We start from the raw sequence: 19,659 nt of genomic DNA, 5'->3' as shown, positions 1-19,659 counted from the left end.
GCGGGTGACTACTTCGGTGGCATCCGGATGCCGCCGTCGACACGGACCACTTCGGCGTTCATGTAGGAGTTGGTGATCAGCTCGATGATCATCGAGGCCAGTTCCTCCGGCTTGCCCAGGCGATGCGGGAAGAGCACCGACTCGCCGAGCTTGGCCTTGAAGGCTTCCGACGCCTCACCCTCCCCGTAGATCGGGGTGTCGATCAGGCCGGGGGCCACGGTGTTCACGCGGATACCGACGGCCGACAGGTCCCGGGCGACCGGCAGGGTCAGGCCCACGACGCCACCCTTGGACGACGAGTACGCGGCCTGGCCGATCTGCCCGTCGAAGGCTGCGACGCTGGTGAGGTTGACGATGGCGCCACGCTCGCCGGTGTCGGTGAGCTCGTTGCGGCTCATCGCGGTGGCAGCCAGCCGGATGCAGTCGAAGGTGCCGACCAGGTTGATCGCGAGCACCTTCTTGTACGCGTCCAGGTTGTGCGCCGACTCGAACTGACCGTCCTTGCCGATGGTGCGCTGGGCCCAGCCGATACCGGCCGAGTTCACCAGGGCGCGCAGCGGGCCGAGATCGGTGGCCGTGTTCACGGCGTCGATGATCTGGTCGGTGTTGGTGACGTCGACGGTGACGAAGACGCCACCGATCTCGTGCGCGAGTTCCTGGCCGCGTTCGGCGTTCAGGTCCGCGACGACCACCCTGGCGCCCTTGGCGGCCAGCTGACGTGCGGCGGCGGCGCCGATACCCGACGCGCCACCGGTGACGATTGCACTAGCTCCATTGATATCCACGCCCGCAGACTATCCCTATCCACCGGTGGGTAGGGAAGAGACCACCGACTGGCACCTCGAATTCACCTGGGCCGCGTACCGTGCCCGCAGTTTTGCGTAGGCACAGACAGGAGTCACCTTGACCGCCAGCCGCACCGCTGCCGGCAGCACCAATGCTGTCGATGCGCTCCGTTCCGACTACGACCAGACACCGTATGTCTCGAACTCCTTCCCGCAGTCGGCACCCGGGACATTGGCGGCCGTGGCCCACCTGTTCGGCTTGGCGCCGGCGGACGTCGGCACCGCCCGCGTCCTCGAGATCGGCTGCGCCGCTGGAGGCAACATCCTGCCGTTCGCCGCCACCCACCCGGACGCCGAGGTGGTGGGGATCGACCTGTCCGAGGTGCAGATCGCGCAGGGGCAGGCCCGCGTAGCGGCGCTGGGCCTGGAGAACATGCAGTTGATCGCCGGCGATATCGCCCGGCTGGACCTCACAAGCCTGGGGCGGTTCGACTACGTCATCGCCCACGGTGTGTACAGCTGGGTGCCCGATGACGTGGCCGAGGCGCTGCTGGCCATGATCCGGGCGACGCTGTCCGCGGACGGCGTCGCCTACCTCAGCTACAACTGCCACCCGGGCTGGAAGGCCAAGGAGATCGTGCGCGACGCCATGCTGCTGGCCGGCGGTGGCAGCCAGACGCCGGGCGAGAAGGTGCGGCAAGCCCGTGGGATGGCCGATTTCCTGGAGGAGGTGGTGCCGGCCGGTGGCGTGATGGCGAGCATCCTGGCCGAATGGCGGGCCTCCGACGACGGCTTCGGCGATTCCTACCTGCTGCACGACGAGTTGGAGGCCTTCAACACCCCGCGTTACTTCTACGAGGTGCTCGCCCGCACCAGCGCGCACGGGCTGGCGTATCTGGGTGAGGCCCGCCCGGAAGTGATGATCCCGGCCAATCACGGACCCAAGGTGGCCGAATACCTGGCCGCACACTGCGGTGGCGCGCAGGTTCTGGTGGAGCAATACCTGGACTTCGTCACCAACCGCACGTTCCGGCAGTCGTTGTTCGTCCACGCCGAGCGCGCCCAGCAGATCAGCTATGACCCTGACGCCGACCGTTTCCGCCGGCTGCACCTGGCCGCCACGGTCCCGCCCCTCGACGGGCCCACCCGGCTGGACACCTCTCGCCAGGAGTTCCAGCAGGCCGACGGCGCCACCTTGTTCACCAACGCACCGGCCATCAAGGCGGCCCTCGATGCGCTCACCGAACGCTGGCCGTGGACACTGTCCCACGACGAATTGGTGGCGACCGTGCGTGAGCGCCTCGTCGCCGCCGGGGAGCATCCGAGTGCCGATCTGCCCGCCCACATCGACGACCTGACCAGCGTCCTCGTCATGCAGGGTCAGGCCCACTACCGCCTCGATCCGGTACTGCCCGAACCGGCCGGCGAACCGGTGAGAATCGACGAATCGGCAAGGCGGATGGCCGAATTGACCCAACTCGACGAGGACGGGTCGACGTTCAACCCCTGGCATGAGACGGTGCCGCTGGAACCCCTGGACCGCCTCCTGCTCCCGCTGCTCGACGGCAGCCGCGATGACGCTCAACTGGTCGAGGCTCTGCTCACCGCCGGCGCCGGCACCCGGGAGGCCCTCGTCGAGCACGTGCACACGATGCGGCAACGGTTGTCGGAGATGAAGCTGCTGCGCCGGGGCTAACGCCGGTCCAGCAGCGCAACACCGCCGCCGGCGAGCTCACCTGAAAGGTGTGCGGCACGCCCCGTCATCGCCAGCAGCCCGGGCTGAACAGACCCGAGGCGGGCAAGGGCATTCGCGTTGAGCGTGCCGACATCCCAGCGCGCGGCGAACATGTTGCGGGCCAGGGCGATACGCCCCTGGCCGAGATAGGCGATGGTGTGCATCGCGACGTCCCGGACGGTCCACCCCGGACACAGGCTCGGCGCATCCCACTGTTCCGGGGTGAGACTTTCCAACAGATTCGCGAACGTCTCGCGTTCCGCGCAGGCGAGGGCACGGACGGTGGCCACTGCCTCAGTGTGCCTGATCGAGCCTGCGCACCGCGCCGGCCAGCCAACGCCCCACGGCGGCGGCCTGGGCGGCGCTCATCTCGTCGAACAGCACCGCGCGCACCAGTGCGACATGACCGGGTGCGGCGACCGCCAGCGCCTTCCGGCCCGCGGCGGTGATCTGCACCGTGACCACGCGCCGGTCATCGTCGGCACCGGGGCGGGCCACCAGGGCACGGTCGGTCATCCTGCGCAGCTGATGCGACACCCGGCTCTGTTCCCAGCCGAGCCGCTCACCGAGCTCGTTCATCGCGCAGCCGGGTTGTTTCTCGAGGGCGACGAGCACCTCGTAGTCGGCCAGTGACAACCCGCAATCGGCCTGTAACTGCCGATTCATCGCGGCCTGCAGTCGGGCGCTCATGGTCAGGTAGTCACGCCAGATCCGCTGTTCGTCGTCGGTCAGCCACATGGAATACATGACATATCATCTATTTTGTGGTGTCCAGTACCGGCACCTAGGCTGGCATCGAATCGCAAGGAGAACCCGATGAGCAATACCGCAACCATCGACATCCGCCGCGCCGGCGACCGGGCGGCCACGAAGATCTCATGGCTGGACTCCAAGCACTCCTTCTCGTTCAGCGATCATTACGATCCCGCCAACACCCATCACGGGCTACTGCTGGTCAACAACGACGACATCGTCACGCCGGGCGCCGGATTTGAGACCCACCCGCACCGCGATATGGAGATCGTCACCTGGGTGCTGCGCGGCTCATTGGTGCACCAGGACTCGACCGGGCACTCCGGGGTCATCTATCCCGGACTGGCGCAACGAATGTCGGCCGGCCGGGGCATCCTGCATTCCGAGAAGAACGACTCCTGGAAGCTCACGGGCGGCGAAACACATTCCGAGCCTGTGCATTTCGTGCAGATGTGGGTCGTCCCGGACGAGTCCGGTATCACGCCGGGCTATCAGCAAATGGAGATCGACGACGAGTTGTTGCGCGGCAAGCTGATCACCATCGCCTCCGGCATGCCCGAGCATCGCGACGAGACCGCGATCAGCATCCAGAACCGCTTCGCCGCGCTGCACGGTGCCCGCCTGCAACCCGGCGACTCCGTGGAACTGCCCCAGGCGCCCTACCTGCACCTGTTCGTACCCCGCGGTGAAGTGGCCCTCGAGGGCGCGGGCCCGCTGCAGGAGGGCGACGCCGTCCGGCTGACGGCCACCGGCGGCCAGCTGGTGACAGCCACCACCCCAGCCGAGATCCTGGTCTGGGAGATGCATGCGGGTCTGGCCGCGTAACCGACACCTCCTGTGCAGCGCCGCGGTGGTGCTGCTGGCCGGGTGCGCGGCCGGCAGCACCCCGCCACCACCCGCCGCCACGACAGCACCCGCCGCCGCGCCTGCCGGTTTGGTGCCGGTGACCGTCGCCGTCCCCGACGGCCTCGATCACCGGCCGTTCGACACCGCACGACAGGCATTGGTCCCGCCGGGGTGGACGGTATCGGTCTGGGCCAGGGTGCCCAAGGCGCGGCTGGCGGCGTGGGCGCCCGACGGGCGACTGCTGGTCTCGCTGCCCAGCACGGGCCAGGTGGTGTCGGTAGGACCAGGGCGGGTGACCCCGTTGCTGAGCGGTCTCACCCAGCCGCACGGCCTGTCCTTCACCGGCTCCACCCTGCTGGTCGCGGAGAGCGATCGGATCACCACCTACGACTACCGCGACGGCAGCGCCACCGGTCCCCGGCCGATCGCGGCCGGGCTGCCCGACGCACGCAGCCCGGAGCTGCGCGGCGCGTACTCGCACGCCCTCAAGAGCGTCACCGCCGGATCCGATGGCGCAGTGTACTTTTCGATCGGATCGACCGGGAACATCTCGGCACAGGACCGGACGGCCGACCCGCCACGGGCGACCGTCATGCGCGTTCCGCCCGGCGGCGGTCCCGCGACCGTGTTCGCCACCGGGGTTCGCAACGGCACCGGACTGGCCACCGCACCGGACGGATCGATCTGGACGGCCGTCAACAACCGCGACAACATCGCCGACCCCGCCACCGGAGTGGTCCACCCCGACTACGTCGCCGAGAATCCGCCCGAAGCCATCGCCCGACTGACACCGGGCCGCGAACTCGGCTGGCCGTTCTGCCATCCCACCGGCGGCCCCGCCGACGCCCCGTTCATCCGCGACGTCCAGACCAACGCCGACGGCGGCGCGCTCGACTGCGCGTCGCTGCCGCCCGTCGAGCAGACCATCGGCGCACATTCGGCACCGCTGGGCATGAGCTTCACCGAGGGCGTGCTGCCTGCCCCCTACGACTCCGGGGCGTTGCTGGGCGTGCATGGGTCCTGGAACCGGCAACCGCCGCGCGCCCCCGAAGTGTCCTTCCTGCCATGGCGCAACGGGATCCTCGGCCCCGCAGAGACGCTCCTCGGCGGGTTCCAGTCCGCAGACGGATCCCGCTGGGGGCGCCCGGTTTCCGCGGTGGTCGGACCCGATGGCGGGGTCTATGTCACGGATGACCTCGCCGACGCGGTATACCGCCTGGCGCCGCCGGGGCTGCGCTAGCAATTGTCTTGTGGCAGAAGCGTTATGCGGCCGTGACGTAAGTTGACAGTGAGCCGGCTGTGATTATCCTGAGCATCTGACCGAAGTTTGCCAGGAAGGATCGACGTGCTGAGCACAACCCGGTTTCTCCTGCGCTTTGGCGCCGGAATTGCGGTCGTCGCAGTCACCGCGGCGCTTGCCACGGCCATCGGATCCCCGGTCGCCCGAGCGGCAGACGGCCGCGCACTGCTGGCGAACGCGATCGCCACCACCCGGGGTGCGTACCTGGTGTACAACTTCGGCGCCGGCAATCCGGCACCGATGCTCAATGCCGCGGGCAGTTGGTACGAGATGAGCAACGGCGGACACCTGATGATCATCAAGGGCGCCTCGGCGCGGCTCACCCCGCGCCTGCTCGTCGATTCCCATGCCGGCTACCAGTCCCGCTGCGAACGCACACCGGGCGCACGTACCGGCGAAGGACTGCTGCAGTCCGCGGAGATCTACACCCCGATCGCGGCGTGGCACGCGCTGGGCCGGCCGACGATCGCCGTCAATGCCAATTTCTTCGACATCAGGGGGCAGCGCGGCGGCTCGTGGAAGACCACCGGCTGCAGTTCCCCGCTCGGGGCGTACGTCGACAACACAAGCGGGCAGGGCAAGGCCAACGCCGTCGTCACCGGCACCATCGCCTATGCCGGCAAGCAGGGCCTGTCCGGCGGAAACGAGATCTGGACCCCGCTGTCGACGATGATCCTTCCGGTGTCCGGGGCGCCGTTCGTGGTAAACCCCAGGGGTGCAGAGGATTTCGATGCAGCTACCCCGGTCGTCACCGACCTGATGAGCAAGGGCACCCGCTTCGTCGCGGTCAGCGGTCTGGGACTGCTCGCCCCGGGAGATACCGGTCAGATGAACGACCCCGGCCCCTCGGCGGCGCGCACGGCGCTGGCCTATGCGCGCGGCCGCGACGAGATGTACGTGTTCCAGGGCGGCAGCTACACCCCGGACCAGATCCAGGATCTGTTCCGGGGCCTGGGCAGCGATACGGCCATCCTGCTCGACGGTGGCGGATCGTCGGCGATCGTGCTGCGCCGTGATGCCGGTGGCATGTGGGCCGGGGCCGGCGTGCCCAAGGGGTCGTGTGACACCTATCAGGTGCTGTGCGACTCGCGCGAACGCGCGCTACCGGCCTGGCTCGCGTTCAATTGAAAACCGTTCGGCTAAGCGGCTTCTCCGGCCGAACGTGATGGCGCGCCCTCGGAGCTCTTCTTCGTCGTGCCGGAGTCCTTCGACTCCGAAGCGGCCGGCTTCTTCTTCGGGCTGAACGCACGGGTGATATCGCGGACCGCTTTGGTCAATGGGTCGGGCTTCTTGACCGTCGGCTTCGGATTCGCCTGTGCGGCCGGCTTCTCGTTCTTGGCGGTGTCGTCCTTCTTCGAGTCGGCCTTCTTGGCGTCGTCCTCCTTCGAGTCCTCCTTCTTGGAGTCGTCTTTCTTGGAATCGTCCTTCTTCGAGTCATCGGACTTGCTGTCAGCGACCTTGCTGTCGTCGGTCTTGGTGTCAGCAACCTTGGTGTCAGCGGCCGTCGCCGCATGCTTACCGGTGGACTCCGCGGTCTGACCGGTGGCGAGCGTCAAGGTCCGTGCCGCAGCTGACGGTAGCGCGTTGGCCTCGGCCAGCCCGGACGCCGCAGCGGTGGCCGTCTTGGTCAGCTCCTTCGCGAAGCTGCCGCTGGTGATGCTCTTCACCACCTTGACGAGCTCGTTGACGATGTTCGGCGGCGCCGCCGTCGGATGGCCACTGAAGAACTCCTTCTGGAACCCCTTGACCAGGGACTTGATCACGTCGTTGACCGCTTGGCCCGGATTCACGTGCGGGAACGTCATGAAGGGTGTCGGGGTGTCGGCGTCGGTGAGCGTCCTGGTGTACGTGCCGTCGGCATTGCGCACCACGTCGGTGTACCCGAGGTTCACCAGACTTGTCAGTGCCGGCGTCAGGGCGTTGGCGAGCCGGATCGGCAAAGTGCCCAGCGTGCCGAAGCTCACCGCGTTGAGCACATCGCCGGTGAGGTACAGCGGTTCCAACAGCGGCAGCGTCTTCGCCGGCAGCGTGAGATAGAGGTTGAGCGCCAGCGGATTTCCGGCGGTCACGTTACCCACCGCATCGCCGACTTCGTCCCCCACCTGGTTGAGGATGGTGTCGAGCGTCAAGCCGCGAAGGATGTAGGTGGCGCCCACCGTTCCGGCCATCAGGTTGTTGGCCAGCGAGAAGGGATTCGGCCATGCGGCGAAGTCGGAGAACGGCTGGTATTGCGCGGTCGCATCGATCTTGATCGGGACCAGATTCGCCCCGCCGACCGCCAGTCCGGTGTTGAGCAACGGAATTCCGCCGCTGCGCACAGCCCCCGTTTCCGGGGTCAGCAGGTCGATGCCGAGCAGATCCCCCAGCGGGTAGAACCGGGACAACAGACCACCGTTGGCCCGGCCCAGATTGTTCAACAGCACCATCGGCAGAATAGTGAAGCCACCGACCAGCGGATGCTGGCTCGCCTTGGCGCCGCCGGGCTGGAATCCCAACTCGCTCAGGATCTTCGAATACGACGCTCCGGTGGAGAAAGCACCGAGGCCGATACCGGCGACAATAGGGATGCGCACGTCGGTGACGTCGAGTAGTTCCAGCGGCAGGGCGTCGGTCACCGCGTGCAGCAGATTCACCGCCAGCTGCAGCGGTACGCCCAGCGGCCCGAGCACGTCGAGGGCGTCCTTGGCCTGCTTGAAGACGATGTCGAGCAGACCGTCGCCGCTGATATCCAGGTACGGTGTCGAATTGATGGCCTGGGCAACGGCATTGGGGGTACCGGGCGTCCACCCGATATCCAGCCCCAGCATCTTCAGCAGGCCGAAGGTGGGGCCCGGGGTGATGATCTTGACCCCGGCCACATCCGTGTTCGCCAGATCCACGATATTCGACACATCAAGCCCGATGAGACCGAGTAGCGCACTGAGCGAGACGTTGCCGGCCGAGTCGGTGATGTTCAGCAGGTCCAGGACGCCGACCAAGGCGTCCGATACCCCGGGGGGCAGCGCCCCGTCGAGCAGCGACCCGAGATCGATCTTCACCGCACCGAGCACCTGATCGAGCAGGTCCACCGGTATCTGGTTCAGCACATCGCCGATGTTGATGTGCAGCCCGCCGGTCAGGGCCGGCACGCTCACCCTGCCGACCAACGCCTTGGCGAGGGTCGCGTACAGGTCCTGCACCTCGTTGTAGACCGTATTACCCAGGCCGCCAGTGATATCCCGCAGTTCGCCCGGCTTCGGGAACAGGCTTGTCGACGCTGTGAGATGCAGCGGTTGATCGTGTACCAGACGCAACTCCGGACGCGTCTGCACCGGTTGGGGCGCGGCCGCTCCCACCGTCAGGGCGGTGACCGTCGCGGTTGCGGCCCCCACGACCGCGAGCCGCTTGGTCCGCTCCCCCGCCGCGCGATGTTTCCCCGTCATGCTTACGTGCCTCCCCGTAGCCTCCCAGCCGACGCACAGGACGGTAACACCCTGCCGGTGCCCGGATACGGTTTTGCCGAGAACTATCGCGTGCGCCGAAGTCTTGCGCGCGTTGGGTTTTGGTCAGGGTTGACGCATCACGACACGAAGAAGCCGATCTCGCAAAGCAGTGGGGATATGAGTCAGCAGGGCAACTTGAGCCTTGGGGCCCAGCCCTACGACATAGCGTGGCCGGGGCCGCCGCGAGGTCAGCGCGGTGTACACCACATCGGCCACCGTCTCGGGTGCGACCGCGAGCCGCTGCGAGATCGGCACGGACCTGCGCATGCCAGCAACGTGACGGGCATAAAGTTCACGGTATTGCGGCGTCAGGTCGGCCTCCACCTCGGACACCATGGCGTCGGCGGTGCGCCACATGTCGGTGTCGGTCTGCGCCGGCTCGACGAGCACCACCGGTATCCGCCACGGCGCCAACTCCATCCGCAGGGCGTCGGCGGCCGCCTCGAGCGCGAACTTGGACGCCGCGTAGGCACCCGTCAGCGGCGTCGACAGCCGGCCGTTGACGCTCGAAATGAACACCACCCGGCCGTGGGACTCACGCAATCGGGGCAACACCGCCCGAGTGACTGCGAGCTGACCGATCACGTTGACGTCCAACTGCTTTCGCCACCCGTCGGTGGTGACCGTCTCCATCGGACCGGCGACCACGATGCCGGCGTTGTTGACCACGGCGTCCAGCCTCGACGGCAAAGCCGCATCCAGCGCCGCGAGCTGTTCCTCGTCGGTGACGTCGAGCAGTACCCCCGTTATCCGCTCGTGCGCCGCGCCGACGGCGGCCACGTCGGTGCTCGAGCGGACTCCCGCGATCACCTCCCACCCGCGCGTGGCCAACTCTTCGGCGATGGTGCGCCCGATTCCGCGTCCGGCGCCGGTCACAAGTACTGATGGCATGTGGCCAGGTTATCCGGAGTCCTCGGGCCCGAAAAGCGACGATCGCTGGCGACGCCGCGAACGCGTCGTGCGACTACAGCCTCGGTGTGAGATCCAGCGACGTGACCGGCGTCATCTCCGTGATGAGCCACTTCGAGTCCCGGCGTTCCAGCGTCAGCCGATAGGACAGGTAACGCAGCGACGGGATGTTCTTGGTGACCGGGCTGGTGGCCACCGAGTTCGTGTACACCAGCGCGGTGGCCCGGTCCGGCCCGATGCTCTCGATGGCCGCACCGAGCACCTGGGTGCTGTTGGACACCTGGGCCTGCTTGTTCGGCGCCACGATCGCGTCGATGTACTGGCGGTACTGGGCCGCGAAATCGCCGCCCAGATACTTCTGCGCCCGGTCGGGCAGCGATTCCATATCGTCGGGCGTGTAGGTCCACAGCGTGGTGATGGCGCTGGTCGCGGTGCGGGCGACGTCCAATTTGGTGTGCACCAACGCGCGGTCGGACAGGTACTGCTGCGCCGTCGCACCGGCGAACGCGCCGGCCGCCACGAACAGCAGCGCCGCCACCGCCGCGACGATCTTGAGTGCCTTACCCGCCGGCCGGTGCGGCACCAGCACGGGTTCTTCGGCGGGCTCCGTGTCACCGGAATCCGCTGGGGCGGCGTCCGTCTCGGGGACGGACTCCGGGCCGCTCGCCGAAGCTCTACCCGCCTTACCCGTCGGCTGGGCCTGGGCTTCGTCGTCCTCAGACCCGGTGGTCAGATCACCTGAATCAGCCGGCTGATCTTCCACTGGCGCCCTTCCTGAATTGTCGTTGCCAACCAACGGCTTCCGGTCTCGATGGTCTGTTTGCCGTCGGGAGTCTTGCTGGTCGTCAGGGTGGCCACCAGGACGTCGGCGCTGCCGTCGTCGTTCCAGCGCTGCACACCGGCGGCGAGCACCGCACCCGTGGTGGGCTCCAGACGCGCCACCTGGATGACGATCTCGTTCTGCTTCTCGGTGAACGCCTTCACGAATTCGCCGGTGGCCTGCGCCTTGATCCGGTCGGCATAGTCGTTGGCATGGAACGGATCCATGGTCGTGTACACGGTCATGAAGTCCCGCACATACGCCAGTGCGGACGCGTCCCTGACCTCGGTACGGCGATCCGATTCGTGTGCCATCACCATCACCGTGCACAGCCCGATGACGGCGGCCAGCACCACCGCGCAGACGCCACCGACCACCGGCAGACCCCAGCGCCTCGGCGGACTATCCACTGAGACAAAGAGTTCGGGCTCATCCGGGTCGATCTGGCGGCGCGGGCTCATCGGGGACCACCGCCCGGGGTGGGCCGGGTGATCACCGTGAGGTTGCCCACCCGCCACTGTCCGCCGGACTTGACGAAATCCACCTGCACCGTCGCGGTGATGACGCGCAGGGTTTTCGGGTCGGCACCGCGCTGCCCCTGCATGGCCATCAGCATGGTCGCGGTGTCCGTGCCGACCTGTGTGACCGCGCTGTTGACGGTCCAGTACTCATTGGCCACGATCGGCGCCTTGCGCACCGACTCCTGTTGGGCCACCAGCTGCGGGCGATAGCCGTCGGTGGCCAGCGACTGCGCCTTGGCGAAATCGTCGGCCAGGGTCTGCGGGGTATAGCTGAGCAGTTCCTCGACGATCCGGGGGCCCTGCTCCGAGATCTGCGCTCTGGCCTCGTCCACCGCCCGGTCATGCCGGTATACGGCGCCGTAGCCCAGTCCGGCTGCGGCGCAACACAGCAGCACCGTCGCGGCCAGCCCGAGCGCGACCGGCCGGCGCAGATCGCGCGCCGGAGCGTCGACTCGCACCACCTCGGTACGCAGCAGCAGGTCGGCGAACGTGCGCCCGCGCCGATCCCACAGCGGCCACAGCCACCCGACCAGCACCGCGGCCGTGTCGAGCAGATGCGCGATATCGCGGACGATCAACCGGACGCTGCCCGCCGGAGCGCCGGTGCGGGTGAGCACCCGGATGCCGGTGACCGCGCGCCCCAGGGTCCATCCCGTCCATCCCGGTATCAGCCAGCGATTCACCAGCACCGCCAGCGTGACTACCGCCCCCAGTACCGCAAACACCCACCACTGCCAGCTCATCCACGGCGAGATCCAGGCCAGCATCGCCATGATGACCACCACGGCAACCCCGAAGATCACATCGATGGCCAGCGCCCCGGCCCGGCTCCTCCAGGAGGCCACCGGTAAGTCGGGGGTGGCGGTGGTTGCTGCGGTGTCCACGGCATCGTTCACGTCGAGCACCGCCGTCACGTCGTCACCTGGACGAGGTTGGCGATCTTGTACGTGCCGTCGTCACGCTGCATCGTCACCCGCAACCGGTAGCCCTGCTCCTGGTCCGCGGCTTGCGAATTGGTGACCTTCGTCCGCACCGCCACCAGGATGTCGACGGAGCCGTCGTCGTTGTGCCGTTCGACCGCGGCACGCAGGTCCGATACCGCGACCTTCACGTTCGCCGCTTGATACGCCTCCACCATCATGCCGCTGAAGAACCCGGCCTGAGCCCCGAAGTCACCGGTCGAGCACTCGATGATCTTGGCCTGGCTGGCGCCCATCGACGCCGTGTCCGGAGCCTGGGTGGCGGTCACGCAGTCCTTGGCGGCCTGCAGCGCGACGGCGTCATCGCGCCCGATCTGGGCGCTGCGGGCGTTGGCCTGCACCGCCAGGTAGCCGACCACGGACAGCCCGGCGGTCAGCACGAGCAGGCCGGCGGCGATCGCGGCCACCCATCCCGAGCCCAGCCGTTCCGGCCTCGGCTGGTGCGCCGGGGTCACCGGATCGGGCTGTGCCTCGGGAAGTGCCGCTATCGGTTCTTCTGGATCGTGGTCATCAGGGGTGGGGTTCAGCCGGCTGGCGCCAGCATCTCCTTCCATCCGCTATCTCCTGGCTTCATCGAGTTGTTGACGGTGTACTTGACACCGTCTGGACCGACCACCTCACCGCTGGACGGGCTGTACACCGCCGACGGTCCTGCTGCCGGAGTGTAGATGCAGGGGTTGGGTTGCTGTCCACTGCAGCTGACGGTGCCCTGGCCGGGAGGGGTGAGCGGGTCACTGGTCGGGGCGAAAACCTCCGGCGGCGGCAACTGGCTGGCCCCCAGCGGGTTGAGCCCGTTGTTGATCGACGGCGCCGGGATGACCCGGCCCGGCTCGACGGGGTGGGTGCAGCGGGCGCCGGCCGCCGGGCAGTCGACGACCTGGTTGGGGTCGCCGTACCACGGGTTGGTGCCCGCAGGCACATACGGCTCGTTGCTGCGGCACTCGGCCGGGGTGGCTGCACGCTTGCCCGGGAAGTCGGCGCACGGGTAGTTACGCGCGCCGCGCACCGCGTTCGGTGCGTCCTTGGGAATCTTGCAGTACAGGCCCGACGGGATCGGCTGGGTGGTGGTGTCGGCCGGCGACCGCCACTGCGAGGCCGGCAGGAATCCGGTCAGGCACGGCGGCGGAGAGTTGATCCCGAGGGCGAAGTGCAGCAGGCCTTTCGGCGCGAAGATCGTCGCGGTCTGGGCGATGGACGCGCCCTGGGGCAGCACCACCAGCACCTGCTCGACGTTCTTGTTGTACCGCTTGAGCATGTCGATGACGACCTCGAGGTTGGCCAGCGTCTGCGGCAGCGCGTCACGCACATCGCTGAACACCGCGTTGAGCTGATCGGCCGTCGGCGCCGCCTGCTGCAGGCCGCTGCGCAGCGCACCGTCCTGCTCCGCGGTCTGGCTGGTGATGGTGTTCAGGTTGGCCGCCCACCGGGCGATGGCGTCCCCGGAGTTCACTTGGCTGTCGATGATCGGCCCGGAATGCTCGACGATATCGTTCACCGAGGGCAGGTTGTCCTTGAAGTCACCGGCCAGTGCCTGGGTGGAGTCCACCAGCCGTTGCAATGACGGACCCAGTCCGCCAACGGCTTTCGCCGTCTCGTCGAGCAACTGGCCGATCTTCTCCTTGGGCAGCGCGGCAAGGCCCGCCTCGGCGGCGTCCAGCGCGGGACCGACCTCGGCCGGCACCGAGCCCTTGGTGATGGTCTGCCCCGAGCTGAAGTACTTGCCCTCGTCCTTCTCCGACACGATGTCCAGGAACTGCTCACCGACCGCCGATACCGAGTGCACGTTGGCCGACGCGTCGAGCGGGACCTTCTTGTCGTTGTCGATGTCCATGGTGATCCGCGCGCCCTTGGGGGTGGGCTGGACATCGCGCACCTTGCCGATGGTGGTGCCGCGGTAGGTGACGTTGGCCGTCTCGTACAGGCCTGCCGAGTTCGGCAGATCCGCGTAGAGGCGGTACATCCCGATCCCCGCGGCGGTGGGCAGACGCAGGTAGACCAGCGACAGCACCACCAGACCGACGATGGTCAGGGCAGCGAAGACCAGCAGCTGCATCTTGATGAACCTGGTCAGCAACATGTCTCACTCCCCCCTTTCGACCAGCGGACCACCGGGCGCGTTGTGCGGGTTCGGTGTGAATCGGATGTCCGGGATCATGGTCGCCGGATCGCGGCCCCAGGCCTGTTCCAGCGCCCGCAACATGCCTGACACCCCGGTGCCCGACAGCAGGCCGTTGTCCACCGCGGACAGCGTCAGGTCGACGGTGGCGGAGGTGTTGATGTAGTCGCCGCGAATGGCTTTCGGCACGTTCTCGATGTTGAACGGCACCGTCAACAGCAGTTTCAGCGCGCCCACCAGGTACGGCGAGGCCTTCGACAGCTGTTTGAGCGGACGCTGCAGGTTGACCAGGTTGGTGTGCAGGTTCGCGTTGGTGTTGCTCAACGTGTCGTCGGCGGCCGCCGACACCCGGCCCAGGGCCGTCACCGCGTCGGCGAACAGATCACGGGTGTCCGCGAAATGCTGGATCAGCGGCGGGAATTCGGTGAGCACCTGGTCCAGCGTGTCATTGCGGTTGGCGACGACGGCGAGCAGCCGGTTGGTGGAGTCGATGGCGCGGGTGATGTCGGCGCTCTGCTTGTTCATCTCCTGGGTGAAGGTGTCCAGCCGGTTGAGGAACTCCCGGATCTGATCGGCCCGGCCGGTCAGGATGTTGTTGACCTCGTTCTGGATCACCTCGATGTTGGGGATACCACCACCGGTCAGGATTCCCGAGATACTGGCCAGCGTCCGCTCGATGGTCGGATAAGCCGACGAGTTCTTCAGCGGCACGGTGTCACCGTTGCGCAGCGGCGTCGACGACGAATCCGGCGGGCTGTCCAACTCGACGTGCTGCGAACCCAACAGGCTGGTCTGGCCGATCTTGGCCAGCACATTGGACGGCAGCTTCACGCCGGGCTCCAGGTCCACCGTCAGGGTGGGGACCCAGTTCTTCAGCTCGATCGAGCGCACCCGGCCGACGAACACATCGGCCACCCGGACCCGGCTGTTGGCGTTGAGCGCCAGCGTCTCCGGCATCTGGATGTAGATGGTGGAGTGACCGTCCTGCGTTCCCGGTCCACCGGGCAGCGGGACGTTGGCCACACCGCGCCACTGCGAGCAGGAGCTCAGGGCCAGCGCGGCCACCGCCAGCGCGGCGGTGCGCCGACCGGTCGTCTTCCAATCACGGGTGCGCACTAGTTGCCCCCTCCGGCTTCGGCGGGCAGCGGCGGGCCGGCTGGTGCCGGTACGGCGGCCGGGGCCGCCGCGGGCGGCGCCGCGATCGCTCCCAGCGGGTCGCCGGGCAGCACGCCCGGGGCCGGCACCGGCGGTGGGCCCGGCTGCGGGTACCACGGCGGCGGCAACGGGCTGGACTCGTTGTACGCATCCGGCGGGCCGGGGAGGTTGCCACCGGGCGGCACACCGAACGCCGGCGGTGCGGGCGGCGCCACGATATCGGGCCCACCCATCAACTCCGCCAACGAATCCGGGGTCAGCATGTTCTGCGTGAACGGCTGTACCGAAACACCCTGCATACCCGGCGCCACGATCCAGCCCGGCTCGTGGTTGCCGTGCGAGAACAACGTGTCCCGCGACCAGATACCCGGCACCGTGGTGTCCTTGTACCCCGGCGGCGGCTGCAGTCGCGGTTCGGAATAGGCGATCTGTTTGGGCAGCGTAATCGCGGTGCTGGCCATGTTCACCCCGAACGGCAGGAAGTTGAACTTGATGGCGTCCAGGATGGGCGCCAGGTACTGGGCGCACAATTCCGCGGATTCCTGGTAGCCCAACCGGCTACCGGCCTGGATGGTGCTGCAGATGAAGTTCAGCGGGTTCGAGAAGTTCGTGACACCGGGCAGCACCGGGAGGGTCACGACGCCACCCTGGTTCGGCGACACGATGTTCACCACGTTGGACACCAGGTTCGGGTACGCGTGCAGGCCGGTCTCCAGACCGTTACGCGGCTCGGGTTGCAGGATCGTGGTGGTCACATCCGACAGGTTCTTGATGTCGGCGGTGAGCGGTTTGCCGTTCTCGTCCAAGAACTTTCGGGTGGTCGCCAGCACGTTGTTGAGATCCTGTAGCGCGGTGGCGACTTCACGATCGGTGTTGGTGAACGAGTTGGTGAACTGCGCCAGATTGTCGTTCAACGCCACGAACTGCTGGTCGTTCTTGTACAGCGCGTTGACGAAGGTGGCGAGGCTCTTGATCACCGCGACGATGTCACCGCGGCCCTGATGCAGCGCATCGAGTGCTTCGGAGAGGCCCTGAATGGTCTTGTTGAACTGCTCGCCCTTCCCGGCGAACCCGTCGGCGAACGATTCGATGATGTCGCCGAACGGGCCCTTGGGCTGCTCCTTGGAGGGCCCCAGATCGGCCAGGATCCGGGTCACCTGGTCGCGCAGCTCGTCGTACTCCACCGGAATCTGGTTGCGCTCCAACGGGATCGTCGCACCGTCGGCCATCGCCGGCCCACCGGTGTAGGGGGGCGACAGCTGAATCACGCGGGATGCCACCAGGCTGGGGTTGAGCACCGACGCGGACGCGTTCTCCGGAACCTTGTACTTGCTGTTGAAGTGGAAGACGACCTTCATCTTGTCGCCGTCGGTGGTGATCGAGTCGATCTTGCCGACCTGCACACCCATGATGAGGACCTTGTCCCCGGGGTACAACGCGAGCACCTCGGGGAAGTACGCCGTCACCGTGGTGGTGGTCAGCTTCCTGTAGACGTTCCAGCCCACCACGCCGGCGCCGATCGCCACCGCCACCACGAGGGCCGTGAGGATCACCGCCGTCCGGGAGAAGTGCGGCAGCTTGATGTTTCGGATGTTGAAGACGCTCGACATTACGGAGCCACCCCCTGAGATCCGGGCGGAAGGAACGGCGGGTTACCGGGCAGGGGTTCGGTGCCCACCGGGGACAACTGCTGGCCCGGCCCCGGCGGGGGCGGCGGCCCGGGCAGGATCGGTGCGGGCACCGCGCGACCGGGGATGTCGCCGGGGGGCGTGGGCACCCCGGGCGGACCGACGGGCACCTGGCGTGCGCCGGGCGGCCCGGGTGCGATCGGCACCGGTGTGCCGGGCACATCGGGGGACAGCTGGCCCGGGATCGCCGCGGACGGGACACCCGGGTTCGGGCCGATACCGCCCGGATTCGGTGCCGACGTCGCCACATTCGGCGCTCCGTAGTTGGGCCCGTACGGGTTGTCACCGTAGGGACCGACTCCCAGATGCGCGCACGGCAACGGATCACCGGGGCGGGGCAGACCGTCGGCCGGAGGCGTGTACGAGCATGGTGATCCCGGGGGCACCGCGGGTCCGGGATTCTCCGGGGTCCCTTCCAGCGGTGTCGGCGCGGGTGGCGGCGCACCGTTCTCGAAGCGGGTGCCGTTGGGGTCGGGGAACTGGAATGCCGGCAGACCGGAGTTGCGCCAGAACTGCTCGGGGTCGATACCGCGCTTCTTGAACGCCGCGTCGACGAACGGCTGCAGCAGCGTCGGCGGCAGCAGGTTGGCCAGCAGCACCTTGAAGTACGGACCCGACGCCAGCGCCTCGGCCAGCGAGACGACGAACTTGCCGGCCAGGCTGAGTGTGTCGGCCAGGTCGTTGCGGCGCTCACTGAGGATATCGCTGACCGTCTTCAACTGGGTGAGCACGTGGTTGAGGTTCGGGTTCTCATTGATGAACCCGGTGAGCTGCTGCGACACAGTTGAAATCCGCTCCAGCAGCATGCTGACAGCCTGGCGGCGGTCGTTGACCGCGGCCAGCAGCGTCTGCGCGTTGACCAGCAGCGCGTTCACCTGTCCGCTGCGATCCCCGAGGACGGTGGCGATCTTGCCCGCGTTGGACAGCAGCGCCTTGAGCTGCTCGTCGCGCTTGCCCAGCGAGTCGGAGAACTCCTGCACACCCTTGAGCGCGGCGCTCAGGTGCGGCGAGGTCTGATCGACGGTCTCGGAGAGCACGTTCAGCGACTGCTTGACGGCCTTGGTGTCCCAGCCCTGCGAGGCGCGGGTGACATCGAGGAACGCGTCGTAGATCTGGTACGGCGTCTGGGTCTGCTCCACCGGCAGGAACCCGCGCGGTTTCAGGATCTTGTTGCCCCGGGGCTCCACCTGAATGTTCTTGCGGCCCAGGATCGTATCGGTGCGGATCGCGGCGCGGCTCTCCGTACCGATCTGGCGGCCACCGAGGGTGTAGCCGATCTCGACTTTGTCGCCCTTGATGTCCATGCTCGTGACGTCGCCGACGTCGACGCCGGCGATGCGCACCTTGTCCCCGACGCTGAGTCCGCCGGTGTCGTTGAACTGCGCGTAATACGTCGGGACCGCGAACAGCATCGGCACGCTGGTCAAGCTCGAGCCGACCCCGATGACCAGCGCCACCGTGATGACACCCATCACGCCTTTTCGGACCCGGTCCGAACCCTGGATGGTCCTCATTTCGGCGTGCACCTGCCCGACGGCTGGGTGACCACCCGGACGGTGCGGACCGGCCCGCCCGGCTGAGCCCCGTTGAGCTTCAGCGAGATATCGCAGAGGTAGAAGTTGAAGAAGTCACCGTAGAGTCCGCCGGCGCGGCCGATGATCTTCAGCGACGCGGGGATCTGCTGCAGGATGCTGTTCACCTCGTCCTTCTGATCGATCAGCGGCTGTTGTGTGGTCTCCAGGTACCCGAGGGTGTCCCGCAGCAGCGGCCGGTTGTCCGCCAGCAGATCGCCGAGCGAACCGGCGGCGTTGCTGATGTCGGCGACCGACGAGGCGATCGGATCGGCCCGGTTCTTCAGGCCGGTGATCAGCGCCTCGAAGTTCTTCAGGGTGTCGTCGAACTGCGTCTGATGCTTGACGGTGGTCTCGAGCACGGTGTTGAGGTTGGTGATCACCTCACCGATGGCCTGGTCGCGGCTGGCCAGTGCTGAGGTGAGTTCCGCCGTCTGGTCCAGGATGTCGCTGATGGTGCCGCCCTGACCCTGGAAGATCGTGATGAGCGAGTTGGCGATGTTGTTGACCTTGTCCGGGTCCAGCGATTTGAACAGCGGGCGGAAACCGCCGACCAGGGCGTCGAGATCCAATGCCGGCTCGGTGCGCTCGCGCGGGATGGTGCCGCCCGGCGGCAGGATCTTGTCGCTGTCACCGCGGCGCAGCTCCAGGTAGCGATTACCGATCAGATCCAGGTAGCGGATCGCGGCGGTGGACCCCTGGAACAACTGCAGGTCGTTCTGCACCGCGAAGTCGACGCGGACGTGCTGGCCGTCGTCGATCAGGGTGACATCTTTGACCTTGCCGACCTCCACGCCGTAGGCGCGGACGAACTGGCCGCTGCGCAGCCCGCTGACATTGTCGAACACCGCTGAATAGCTGGTGGTCTTGTCGAAGCGGAGCTGGGCGAACACCACGAAGATGATCGCGGTGAAGGCGAGCAGCACCGCCGAGATCGCTCCCAGTTTGAAGATCGTGCCTTTGATACTCATGCGGCTCCCTCGCAGGCTCGGGTCCCG

General features: G+C 67.4%; 18 protein-coding genes. 4 read left to right on the top strand and 14 right to left on the bottom strand.

Annotated features, from left to right (window positions below; translation table 11 throughout):
• Positions 1–8: 8 nt before the first annotated feature.
• Positions 9–785 (bottom strand): SDR family NAD(P)-dependent oxidoreductase, encoded by a 777-nt coding sequence (locus FHU31_RS02280; RefSeq protein WP_167155394.1) that lies wholly within the window; start codon positions 783–785, stop codon positions 9–11.
• Positions 786–903: 118 nt separating this feature from the next.
• On the opposite strand from FHU31_RS02280, the gene FHU31_RS02275 reads away from it, so the two are divergent.
• The gene (locus FHU31_RS02275; protein WP_167155391.1) at positions 904–2,481 is read left to right on the top strand and encodes a methyltransferase regulatory domain-containing protein; all 1,578 of its coding nucleotides are present in this window, start codon (positions 904–906) and stop codon (positions 2,479–2,481) included.
• Here FHU31_RS02275 and FHU31_RS32130 read toward each other — a convergent pair.
• Together FHU31_RS32130 and FHU31_RS02265 are read right to left on the bottom strand one after the other, a co-directional pair.
• On the bottom strand, positions 2,478–2,810 hold the full coding sequence (locus FHU31_RS32130; RefSeq protein WP_167155388.1) for a maleylpyruvate isomerase family mycothiol-dependent enzyme: 333 nt from the start codon (positions 2,808–2,810) through the stop codon (positions 2,478–2,480). The two genes, FHU31_RS02275 and FHU31_RS32130, sit on opposite strands and share 4 nt — an antisense overlap.
• Before the next feature lie 4 nt (positions 2,811–2,814).
• Positions 2,815–3,267 carry a MarR family winged helix-turn-helix transcriptional regulator gene (locus tag FHU31_RS02265; RefSeq protein WP_167155385.1) on the bottom strand — a complete coding sequence of 151 codons (453 nt, stop codon included), beginning with the start codon at positions 3,265–3,267 and terminating at the stop codon, positions 2,815–2,817.
• A 69-nt stretch (positions 3,268–3,336) separates the two neighbouring features.
• On the opposite strand from FHU31_RS02265, the gene FHU31_RS02260 reads away from it, so the two are divergent.
• The 3 genes from FHU31_RS02260 (at position 3,337) to FHU31_RS02250 (ending at position 6,547) form a co-directional block, all read left to right on the top strand.
• Positions 3,337–4,098, top strand: a complete 762-nt coding sequence (locus tag FHU31_RS02260) for a pirin family protein (RefSeq protein ID WP_167155382.1) — start codon at positions 3,337–3,339, stop codon at positions 4,096–4,098.
• Positions 4,079–5,359 carry a PQQ-dependent sugar dehydrogenase gene (locus FHU31_RS02255; RefSeq protein ID WP_167155379.1) on the top strand — a complete coding sequence of 427 codons (1,281 nt, stop codon included), beginning with the start codon at positions 4,079–4,081 and terminating at the stop codon, positions 5,357–5,359. Before FHU31_RS02260 ends, FHU31_RS02255 begins: the two co-directional genes overlap by 20 nt.
• A 105-nt stretch (positions 5,360–5,464) precedes the next feature.
• Positions 5,465–6,547: a phosphodiester glycosidase family protein gene (locus FHU31_RS02250; protein ID WP_263988191.1), complete on the top strand. Its 1,083-nt coding sequence runs from the start codon at positions 5,465–5,467 to the stop codon at positions 6,545–6,547.
• Between the two features lie 11 nt (positions 6,548–6,558).
• Here the strand turns inward: FHU31_RS02250 and FHU31_RS02245 are convergent, their stop codons facing one another.
• The 11 genes from FHU31_RS02245 to FHU31_RS02195 all read right to left on the bottom strand — a co-directional run bounded on the left by FHU31_RS02245 (position 6,559) and on the right by FHU31_RS02195 (position 19,632).
• The gene (locus FHU31_RS02245) at positions 6,559–8,841 is read right to left on the bottom strand and encodes an alpha/beta hydrolase family protein (protein WP_167155373.1); all 2,283 of its coding nucleotides are present in this window, start codon (positions 8,839–8,841) and stop codon (positions 6,559–6,561) included.
• Positions 8,842–8,964: 123 nt separating this feature from the next.
• Complete coding sequence (locus FHU31_RS02240; protein WP_167155370.1) at positions 8,965–9,792, bottom strand: SDR family oxidoreductase; 828 nt, start codon at positions 9,790–9,792, stop codon at positions 8,965–8,967.
• Between the two features lie 73 nt (positions 9,793–9,865).
• Complete coding sequence (locus tag FHU31_RS02235; RefSeq protein WP_167155367.1) at positions 9,866–10,573, bottom strand: mammalian cell entry protein; 708 nt, start codon at positions 10,571–10,573, stop codon at positions 9,866–9,868.
• Positions 10,540–11,091: an Rv1363c family protein gene (locus tag FHU31_RS02230; protein WP_167155364.1), complete on the bottom strand. Its 552-nt coding sequence runs from the start codon at positions 11,089–11,091 to the stop codon at positions 10,540–10,542. The genes FHU31_RS02235 and FHU31_RS02230 overlap by 34 nt, the downstream gene beginning before the upstream one ends.
• A complete protein-coding gene (locus FHU31_RS02225; RefSeq protein ID WP_167155360.1) occupies positions 11,088–12,065 on the bottom strand; it encodes an RDD family protein in 978 nt (325 codons plus the stop codon). Before FHU31_RS02225 ends, FHU31_RS02230 begins: the two co-directional genes overlap by 4 nt.
• Positions 12,062–12,685, bottom strand: a complete 624-nt coding sequence (locus tag FHU31_RS02220) for an Rv1363c family protein (protein WP_167155358.1) — start codon at positions 12,683–12,685, stop codon at positions 12,062–12,064. Before FHU31_RS02220 ends, FHU31_RS02225 begins: the two co-directional genes overlap by 4 nt.
• Complete coding sequence (locus tag FHU31_RS02215; RefSeq protein ID WP_167160519.1) at positions 12,655–14,205, bottom strand: MCE family protein; 1,551 nt, start codon at positions 14,203–14,205, stop codon at positions 12,655–12,657. The genes FHU31_RS02220 and FHU31_RS02215 overlap by 31 nt, the downstream gene beginning before the upstream one ends.
• A 6-nt stretch (positions 14,206–14,211) precedes the next feature.
• A complete protein-coding gene (locus FHU31_RS02210; protein WP_167155355.1) occupies positions 14,212–15,363 on the bottom strand; it encodes a virulence factor Mce family protein in 1,152 nt (383 codons plus the stop codon).
• A complete protein-coding gene (locus tag FHU31_RS02205) occupies positions 15,363–17,012 on the bottom strand; it encodes a virulence factor Mce family protein (RefSeq protein WP_167155352.1) in 1,650 nt (549 codons plus the stop codon). The genes FHU31_RS02210 and FHU31_RS02205 overlap by 1 nt, the downstream gene beginning before the upstream one ends.
• Positions 17,012–18,604 carry an MCE family protein gene (locus tag FHU31_RS02200; RefSeq protein ID WP_167155349.1) on the bottom strand — a complete coding sequence of 531 codons (1,593 nt, stop codon included), beginning with the start codon at positions 18,602–18,604 and terminating at the stop codon, positions 17,012–17,014. The genes FHU31_RS02205 and FHU31_RS02200 overlap by 1 nt, the downstream gene beginning before the upstream one ends.
• Positions 18,601–19,632 carry an MCE family protein gene (locus FHU31_RS02195; protein ID WP_167155346.1) on the bottom strand — a complete coding sequence of 344 codons (1,032 nt, stop codon included), beginning with the start codon at positions 19,630–19,632 and terminating at the stop codon, positions 18,601–18,603. Before FHU31_RS02195 ends, FHU31_RS02200 begins: the two co-directional genes overlap by 4 nt.
• Positions 19,633–19,659 lie beyond the last annotated feature (27 nt).

It is taken from the genome of Mycolicibacterium fluoranthenivorans (assembly GCF_011758805.1).
Lineage (GTDB): Bacteria > Actinomycetota > Actinomycetes > Mycobacteriales > Mycobacteriaceae > Mycobacterium > Mycobacterium fluoranthenivorans.
This window is presented reverse-complemented; position numbering and strand designations above follow the sequence as displayed.